This is a genomic window from Chamaesiphon sp. OTE_20_metabat_361 (assembly GCF_031364565.1).
Map to the genome: position 1 here is coordinate 1 of NZ_JANLWO010000407.1, position 9,270 is coordinate 9,270.

At 48.8% G+C, this 9,270-nt stretch carries 8 protein-coding genes; 4 read left to right on the top strand and 4 right to left on the bottom strand.

From position 1 onward, the window contains the following. Positions 1 to 70: photosystem I reaction center subunit VIII (psaI, locus tag RMO35_RS11880; RefSeq protein WP_309741454.1), on the bottom strand; the 70-nt coding region annotated here is incomplete at its 3' end. Between the two features lie 216 nt (positions 71 to 286). Beyond that, on the bottom strand, positions 287 to 1,687 hold the full coding sequence (locus tag RMO35_RS11885) for a hypothetical protein (protein ID WP_309741445.1): 1,401 nt from the start codon (positions 1,685 to 1,687) through the stop codon (positions 287 to 289). Positions 1,688 to 1,788: 101 nt separating this feature from the next. On the opposite strand from RMO35_RS11885, the gene mnmE reads away from it, so the two are divergent. The 4 genes from mnmE to RMO35_RS11905 all read left to right on the top strand — a co-directional run bounded on the left by mnmE (position 1,789) and on the right by RMO35_RS11905 (position 7,303). Next, positions 1,789 to 3,159, top strand: a complete 1,371-nt coding sequence (mnmE, locus tag RMO35_RS11890; RefSeq protein ID WP_309741446.1) for a tRNA uridine-5-carboxymethylaminomethyl(34) synthesis GTPase MnmE — start codon at positions 1,789 to 1,791, stop codon at positions 3,157 to 3,159. Positions 3,160 to 3,646: 487 nt separating this feature from the next. Next, a complete protein-coding gene (locus RMO35_RS11895) occupies positions 3,647 to 5,530 on the top strand; it encodes a beta-ketoacyl-ACP synthase III (RefSeq protein ID WP_309741447.1) in 1,884 nt (627 codons plus the stop codon). Between the two features lie 233 nt (positions 5,531 to 5,763). Next, positions 5,764 to 6,684, top strand: coding sequence for a DUF6999 family protein (locus RMO35_RS11900; RefSeq protein WP_309741448.1), 921 nt, complete (start codon positions 5,764 to 5,766; stop codon positions 6,682 to 6,684). 118 nt (positions 6,685 to 6,802) lie between these two features. Continuing rightward, positions 6,803 to 7,303 carry a hypothetical protein gene (locus RMO35_RS11905; protein WP_309741449.1) on the top strand — a complete coding sequence of 167 codons (501 nt, stop codon included), beginning with the start codon at positions 6,803 to 6,805 and terminating at the stop codon, positions 7,301 to 7,303. 18 nt (positions 7,304 to 7,321) lie between these two features. Here RMO35_RS11905 and bioA read toward each other — a convergent pair whose 3' ends face one another. Both bioA and RMO35_RS11915 read right to left on the bottom strand, forming a co-directional pair. Further along, complete coding sequence (bioA, locus tag RMO35_RS11910) at positions 7,322 to 8,605, bottom strand: adenosylmethionine--8-amino-7-oxononanoate transaminase (protein WP_309741450.1); 1,284 nt, start codon at positions 8,603 to 8,605, stop codon at positions 7,322 to 7,324. Positions 8,606 to 8,815: 210 nt separating this feature from the next. Then, positions 8,816 to 9,270 (bottom strand): HEAT repeat domain-containing protein (locus RMO35_RS11915; RefSeq protein ID WP_309741452.1); only part of this gene is annotated, 455 nt, incomplete at its 5' end.

The window sequence follows — 9,270 nt, forward strand, 5'->3', positions numbered from 1 at the left end:
CCATCGCGATCGCAGGAAATACTAGACCGACAGTAGGGACGAGAATTGAAGGGAGAAAGGAAGCTGCCATAATTTTATGAGTCCTGTGTATTTGGATTGCTGTTTCAATTTTATCTGCATTAGTCCGCAAAAAAGGCTCACAAATAGTTGATAAAAGTTTGTAAATCTTAATAGGGGGTAGAAGGTCATTTGGTTGAGACGATCTGGCGTTACTTCGGGTAGAGAGTTATTAGACCTCCTGCGAAAGCACAAAAGCCTAAAACCTAAAGCCTAAAGCCTAATTGAATCAGTCATCGATGACTATTTCTAAATTTGGGTAGTTGCGTGCTTCGGGCGATAAGTCGAGTGGTGAATAGCTAATACCGAGATCCAATTCGTCAGCAAAATCTTGGGGATGCCGACTGGAAGTAGTGGGTACGGTTGGAGGGGGTGTGACTGGATTGGAGATCGATCGATCGAAGCGATGCTGGGTAGGAGCGGGATCGACAGGAGTCACGTCTGGATGCGTAAATGCGGCGGCGGGTGAGGGGGTGAGCTGAGAAGGTTTGAGGGGTGTAGTTAACGATGGGATGCTAGATTGCGGGAGGTGAGATGAGCTGTGCGTGCCGATTGTTAGCGCCTCTGTCTTTAGCTCTTGCGTGAGGCGATCGAGATTGGCGGCGGAATTCTCTTTGTCGCGATCGAACAGTTGGAGTAATGACAGCTCGGACTCGTGAATGGGATTGAGATTGAGGGCGATCGTAAAGCCACTAGCACCGAGCTGAATGTGGTGTTTGTCATAAAAACTCACTTCACCCAATAATAAGCCGACTTTGGGCTGTGCGGGTAAATCTAAGTGACCCTGAAAACCGAAGATGTCTAAATTTGGGGGCAGAGTACGTTCGATCGCGCCGACAATTTCCGCAGTCTGAGGATGACGCATACAGATGAACAGCTTCTCGATTTTGGTCGATCGCGATAGATTGGGATTGAGAAGCTGTAAATTACACTCGCCCGAGATCGTCAGGCGATTGCCAGGAATTAGCCCCGAAAAAGTCGAGCGGCTCAAACTAATCAGTTGTGACGGCGGCGCAAAAATCGTGTGTAGTTGAATTGCTTCGGCTAGTGTGCCGCTAGTTGTCGTGCCGGACGGCTGCGGTTGTAAGGACTCTCGCTCCAATTGCTCTAGTAGTCGAGCGAGTCCATCCGCCCAGTTTTCCGGTTCGATCGGTGGCGACGTTAGCAACGGGGCTGTGGGGGACAAAGTTTTTGCTGGCTGGGCTACTGGGGGTTGTGGCGGTTGAATGGGTGCTGCTGGTGCGGTTTGAACTGTCGGCGGCGCGATCTGGATGGGGGTTGGTGCTGGCGTGCGGATTAATACTCGGAGCTTGAGAATCCGATGCCAAGCCGCTTGGTTTTCATCGCTCCCACTACACACAAATTGCCAGATGCCCGCTTGTAAATGTGTAAATGGGAGAATGACTACGACGCCGCTAGCAGTGCTAGTTTGTTGGCACGATCGCGATCGCCGCTGCGGTGTTGGCGAGTCGCTAGTTTGATGGGTGATGCGAAGCTGAATCGGCGTTTCAGAGAGCTGGCTAGTGGCAACGATCCGATATTTACCCTCCATCAATTGCAGATTACCCGTTTCGATCGGTCGCCATCCGCGATCGCCCTGACGCTGAATTAGAAATTTCCAATCTGTCATGAGTTACCTCTAAGATGCACTAGCTCTAAACGTTAGTATTTTACAAGCATAATGTGGATAGAGACTAGTAACTAGTCACTACACTTTCAACCGATCTAACCATGCAAACCGGAACCATTGTAGCGATCGCCACGGCTGTTGTCCCCCAACAAGGCAGTGTCGGGATCGTGCGGCTATCGGGAGCCGATGCTGTCGCGATCGCCCGCCAAATTTTTAGCACGCCAGGACGACAGGAATGGGAGAGTCATCGCATTTTGTATGGGTATGTAAGGCACCCAGCCACTAGAGAGACGATCGATGAGGCATTATTGCTAGTAATGCTCGCGCCCCGCTCCTATACCCGCGAAGATGTGGTCGAAATCCACAGCCACGGCGGCATTATTTTGGTGCAACAGATTTTGCAGTTGTGTGTCGAATACGGTGCCAAAGTTGCCGAACCAGGTGAGTTTACCCTGAGAGCCTTCCTGAATGGGCGCATCGATCTGACTCAAGCCGAAAGCATCAGCGATCTCGTCGGTGCCCTATCTCCCGCCGCCGCGCAGACGGCGATCGCCGGATTGCAGGGCAAACTCCGCCAACCGATCGGGAACTTGCGATCGATCGCCCTCGATTTACTCGCCGAGATTGAGGCAAGGATCGATTTTGAGGAGGATTTACCACCGTTGGACGTAGGAGACATTACTGCTAAATTAGGGGCATTAGCGGCCCAAATCGGGCAGATTGTGGCGACAGCAGATCGGGGGGAATTATTACGCAGTGGTTTGAAGGTTGCTATTCTCGGACAGCCGAATGTGGGTAAGTCTAGCTTGCTCAATGCCTGGAGCCGCAGCGATCGGGCGATCGTCACGCCGTTGCCCGGAACGACGCGCGATGTCGTCGAATCTCGGTTAGTAGTGGGCGGGATTCCGGTACAGGTACTGGATACGGCGGGGATTCGGGACACCGAAGATGTCGTCGAGCAAATCGGGGTCGCTCGATCGCGTGCAGCAGCCCAGTCAGCGGATTTGATCTTACTGACCATCGACGCTCAGATCGGCTGGACGGCGGTAGAAGCCGAGATCTACAGCCAAATTGCCCCAATTACGACGATCGTTGTCGCCAACAAAATCGATCTGATGACAACTCCCCTCACACTAAATCTCCCTCCGGGCATCAGTGCGATCGTCGAAACTGCCGCCGCGATCGATCTGGGGATCGATCGATTAGAAACTGCCATCATCGAGATCGTTGCTGGAGGCAAACTCACTGCGGCAAATATCGATATCGCCATCAACCAACGCCAAGCCGCTGCCCTCATTCGCGCCCAAATCGCCCTTAAACAGGTGTTAATTACGGTCGAGGATCGATTGCCCTTAGACTTCTGGACGATCGACCTGCGTGAGGCAATTAGGGCACTAGGCGAAGTCACTGGCGAAGAAGTCACCGAGTCAGTACTCGATCGGATCTTTAGTCGCTTTTGTATTGGGAAGTAAGTAGCTAGACATAATTAAAGCGACAATGACGAAATCGCTCTTCAGTCCCGCCCTCGCCTCTGGCTCTGGCTCCCCTCTGTCTTGATTCGCTGAACCGTCGGGGAACCCGACGAGCGCGAATCGCTCCCAAGCTTGGGAGCGGCGTTTTTATGTCTAGGGTTCCCCCCGAATAAAAAAGCGGATTGATTTTCGGTCGGGTTTCCCGACCATGAAAATCAACCAAGCAACGACAAGAGAGAGGGGCTGGGGGTGAGGGCAAAAGGCTGGCATTTTACATTTAATTTCGCCTAGCTACTTAATATTAATAATTGGGTTTTATCGAGCTTTTATATTACCAACTTCACCTTGCCTCACCTTACTTCACTTTAGTTCGCCCTGGTAACGGCTACTCATTGCGACTTCATCAATCCGGGGGTGAGAATGCAAATAACAACTAACTCACTCCCGGAAAATCTCATGAACGACACTAACTTAACTGGCGTTGCTAATGAATAACGTATTTATTAACAACATTGGTAAATTTTTACCGGGCGAACCCATCGCTAACGATCGGATGGAAGACTATCTCGGCAAAGTGAATGGTCGTGCTTCTAAAGTGAAGAATCGGATTTTGAAAAGTAATGGCATTCAGCAACGCTATTATGCCTTGAACGAGCGACACCAGCCGACCTATCTCAATAGCCAAATGGCTGCTTTGGCGGTGAGAAATACCTTATCTGGGATCGACTTAGAACCAAGTGCGATCGACTTATTAGCAGCCGGAACGACCTGGGCAGATTTGCTAGTGCCCGGTTTTGCCAATATGGTGCATGGCGAATTGCCCGAATTTCCGCCCTTAGAAACGCTTACGAGTATGGGAGTTTGTTGTGCGGGGATGAGCGCGCTTAAATATGCCGCATCTCAGGTGAGATTGGGTGAGAAACGCAACGCGATCTCGGTGGCTTCCGAACAGCCTTCCCGCTTATTTACCCACACTCATTTTGAAGCTGAAACTGCCATCCAAGCAGGGCAAAATCTGAGCTTTGATACTGAGTTTCTGCGGTGGATGCTATCTGATGGAGCAGGTGCAATGTTGCTCCAAAATCAGCCGAGCCGATCGGGAATCAGCCTCAAAATTGAATGGATCGAACTCGTTTCTCATGCCAATGCTTATCCAGTTTGTATGTATGCTGGGGCTGAAAATGAAACGGCACAAAAAAGCTGGATGGACTATCCCTCTTATGTCGAAGCCGCGCAAGCAGGGGCACTTAATTTACGGCAAAATATTCGTCTCCTCGATAACGTTGTTAAATTAGGCGTAGAAGGATGGCTAAAATTAATTGCAGCCGGACGAGTGAATCCCGATGAAATTGATTGGCTGCTGTGCCATTATTCTTCGCACTTCTTTAAGGGGCAAATTGTTGAATTGTTAGATAAAGCTGGCTGCCTCATCCCCGAATCAAAATGGTTTACTAACCTTTACACTCGTGGCAATACGGGGTGCGCTTCAATTTATTTAATGTTAGAAGAATTATTCCATTCCCAGAACTTGCAGCCCGGTCAAAAAATATTTTGCTTTGTGCCCGAAAGTGGGAGATTTACCACAGCATATATGTTAATAACCGTTGTTAAAGATGGAGAAATTATGTCACCCCTAGCACAGCCATCGGATCGATCGGCGATCGTTACCCAGCCCGTAGAATCTTACAAACCACAACCACTAAATCAGAGCCAAACTACTGCTGCTTATTTAATGCACCAGCTAGCATTAGTTTGGCTAGAATTCGAGCGCAAACTGCAATCGATCCCCATTATCCGCAAATTAAATCGCGGGGAATTTACCATTGAAGATTATCAGGCATTCCTCACAAATTTGCGCCCTCAAGTAGTCGAAGGTGCCCGCTGGATTGCCAGAGCTGCTTCCAACATGACAGATTTTCGCCTGCGATCGACTTTTATCGGACACGCCCAAGCAGAACACCGCGATTTTCAAATGTTGGAGCAAAATTATATTTCTGTAGGTGGCGTTCTTGAAGATATTGTGTTGGCAGAAAAGAACATTGGCAGTGAGGCATTGTCCGCATTTATTTTTCACCAAGCTTCACAAGAAAACCCAGTAAACTTAGTCGGCAGTATGTTTATTATTGAAGGATTGGGTAATAACTTGGCGGGAAAATGGGCAGCGCAAATCAAAGAAACTTTGAATTTGACAGCCGAACAAGTTTCTTTCTTGGGCTACCATGCAGCCAATGATGATTCACACATCGATAAATTGAATGCTATTTTGACTGCCGACTGGATGACCAGAGAAATTGCCAACCGAATTGTCAAAACTGCCAAAGTTACCGCGCGGTTATATTTACTGCAATTGGAAGAAATTTCGATCTCATAAGTTGGGTGTGTTGGGTTTCATTCTTCAACCCAACCTACAGATCTAAGAATTTAACCGCAGAGGCGCAGAGAGCGCAGAGGTAAGAAAAGAGAGTTCAGATATCTCGTAGGGTGGGCACTGCCCACCATCTAGGTTTCAGGCAGAATCTATCTATTTTATAAAGCACTTACCTACTTAGTAAATAGATCGATCGGCTCATTTAGTCAATAATTACGACAAATAAATACTAAAATATGAACTATTTATCAGCTCCATATACCGCTCAACCACACGACCGCACCAATCCAAATACTTGGGATGCTTTATATCTAGACGAGGCAATCCCAGTCGATCCGGTGGCTAAAGCACACATGATTCGCGATTTGAAAAACTGGACTCGAAGCTATTTACTATTGCCGATTAAGATCTTTGCCAACGTGATGCTCGCAATAATTTTAATCGTCAAACGATTGCTGCCGTTTCAATTTAGTAATTATCAAATCATGCACAGTTCTGCTGTCTGGTTTCTCACCAATTTTGCGAGTCCAGAAGCCTGTTATTTAATCGTGCGTCACATTGGCTTAGGTTCTAATATTGTCAACTTTTTAATCGATAATTCACCGAATCCCGCGATTCCCAAATCGACTCTCTATCCCCACAAAGTGGCAGATTTGGCTGACAATGCTTTTCTCGAACACGATTTGATTTTATATAACTTTGTGCTGGATTATCACCAGGCTCAGCGAGAAAATCCCAATTGGTTAGAGGAAGTACGTGCGCGGGGGCTAATTTATGACAGCATTCAACCCGTACCCATTGAGGTAGATTTTAGTCGGCGGCATTGGTGGCAGATGCTGGATCTGGAGTCAGCGATCGAATTATTCAAGGTGTTTTACTCCCTGTGGCTGACCTGTGATGAGTTTGAACGGGCGGTGCTATCGCTGGAATTTGACGAAAACTTTGGCTGCTATATCAGTATGCTAACTGGAGACTACCGCTGGAATCATGTAATTGCCAACCGTAACCCCTTGGCTCCAGAAAACCCCTTTGGTGCGGCGCGACGGTTACTTTTGCATGGCATTATCACCGAGCATTTGCATCGCTATTTAGAGCTTAGTCGAGCAGCTAACGAACTCACTACTGGCTCAACTCCCAATACGCTTTTTGTTAGTTAGTTAGTCAGCGGTTGAAACCGCCGCTAATGATGCAAAGTCCGCCTACGCGGACTAATATTTATGCTTAACCGAACCGTATTGGCTTAACTCCCTCCAACTGACCTTTTGCGATCGTACTATGGACACTTATTCCACCGATTCTAACCCGACCGATCGAACGCTCACCTTGCGTGAAGGCTTAGCTCGGTATTACGCTGCCAACCCCGACTTCATTCAAGATCGAGACATGCAGATCGGGCCATTTCATATTCCCTGGCAAGACCTGTTGCGCCACGATTTGATGCACGTAGTCACGGGTTACTCTACCGATCTCGGTGCCGAACTGCAATTGTTGGGATTTTTACTCACTGCCCTAAGCTGGAAGCGGCCCTGGTACTACTATGTCCAAAGCTGCGGCGTATTTCTCGAACTGCTGTGGCAATCTCTAACGGGGCGAGCATGGGGCAGCAAATATGTCAATCCACTCCAAGTTTGTCAGCTTTACTACCGAGGCATTCGCCAAGGTTGCACGGTGAAGAAAAAAGTAGATGCCTACATCAATCCTGAAACCCTGATGGATACTCGCCTGGATGCCCTTCGCTTCGAGTACGGCATCGACAATGCAGGTGGGCTAGAATAGCCAATAATCTGAGGAGTGCTAAATCTCAGCGACAATTTTATAGATAGCGGTGGTAATTGCTGTGAGTTCTGAGGGTTGAATGATGTACGGCGGCATCGTGTAGATCAGTCTTCCAAACGGACGTAGCCAAACTCCCTCCTCCACAAACCGGGGTTGGATCGCTTTCATATCCACCGGATGATGCAACTCTACTACACCGATCGCACCCAATACCCGCACATCCTTAACGGCGGGTAAACTCCGACACGGTTCTAAGTCTGCTTTAAGCTGAGATTCGATCGAGCGAATCTGGGCTTGCCAATCATAACTTTCGAGTAAGGTTAAATTTTCTAGCGCTACCGCACAAGCCAAGGGATTTGCCATAAATGTCGGCCCGTGCATGAATACGCCTGCGGTGCCAGCAGCAAACGTTTCACTAATTTTTCGTGTTGTCAGTGTTGCCGCCAGCGATGTAAACCCGCCCGACAATGCTTTCCCCACGCATAAAATGTCTGGACAAATCTCCGCATGTTCGCAAGCAAACATCTTGCCCGTGCGACCAAAACCCGTGGCGATTTCATCTAAAATCAGCAAGACCTGATATTTTTCACATAGTGCCTTAGCTTCCCGCACATATTCTGGATGATAAAAGCGCATCCCCCCAGCATTTTGCACCACTGGCTCGAAAATCGCCGCTGCGATGCGATCGTGGTGTTCGGCAAGCAATGCGGCAAAACTGTCAATATCCTGCGGTTGCCAGTCCCGATCGAAGCCACTCTGAGGTGATGCGGCGAAGTACTGTTGAGTCACAATCTGGCGAAACAAGTGGTGCATCCCATTTTCCGGATCGCACACCGACATGGCAGCAAAGGTATCGCCATGATAGCCATTGCGAATCGTCAGAAACCCTTGCTTCTGCGGCAGACCGCAATTGTGCCAATATTGTACCGCCATTTTCATCGCCACCTCGACCGCGACTGAGCCAGAATCACAGAAAAAAACCTGCTGGAGTGCGTCAGGAGTCATGGCAATCAATTTCCTGCTCAAATCTACCGCTGGCTGGTGCGTCAACCCGCCAAACATCACATGAGACATGCGATCGATTTGGGCATGAGCGGCTTGAGTCAAGCGGGGGTGACTATAGCCATGAATACAAGTCCACCACGACGAGATCCCGTCGATGAGCGATCGACCATCCATCAATTGAATCCGTACACCCCGCGCGGATTCTACTGCAAAGACTGGCAGATCGTTTGGCAAGGCTGCGTAGGGATGCCAAACATGCAGGCGATCGAAATCGAGGAGTTGCTGTAAAGATTGCATACTGAAACTCACATCTTGCATCAAAACAGAGCTACTAGTATTTTAGTGGATAGTGGATAGTGGATGGTGAATAGTGGATAGTGGATAGTGAATAGTGGATGGTGAATAGTGGATAGTGGATAGTGGATAGTGATGAAGCTCCCAGAACACACTTTTCAACTGTCAGGGAACTAGGGCTTCAGCTTAGCGTTGCTGATGCAAGATGTGAGACTACTTATCTCGCTGTGCCTTCATTTGTTTGTATTTAATCGTCTGCTCCATTCTTGGCAAAGCACTGGTTGCCGATTCGCGCACGTACTCATCGAGCGTAGCATCCTGACTCGCCGCGACTAAGATCGGTTCGGCGCGCACATCGCCGAGCGAAGCTAACGTATTTACCAATGTTACTTGCAGCGCGATATTATCCGTCGTCTCCAGAGCTTCAACCATGATTTCAAAAGCCGGACTCCCGAGTTCGCCTAATGCCATCACCGCCGCAATATTTACCACCGGATTATCATCGCTCATCGCTGTCTTCAGACACTCCAATCCCGCTGAGGACAAGGGTTCTTGGGGATAATTGACAATCACCTGCGCGATCGCTTTAACTGCACTCCCGCGCACGGTTACGTTGTCGCTAGTCGCTAAAATGTCTATTAAGAAGGGAATCGTATCCATCCCGATCG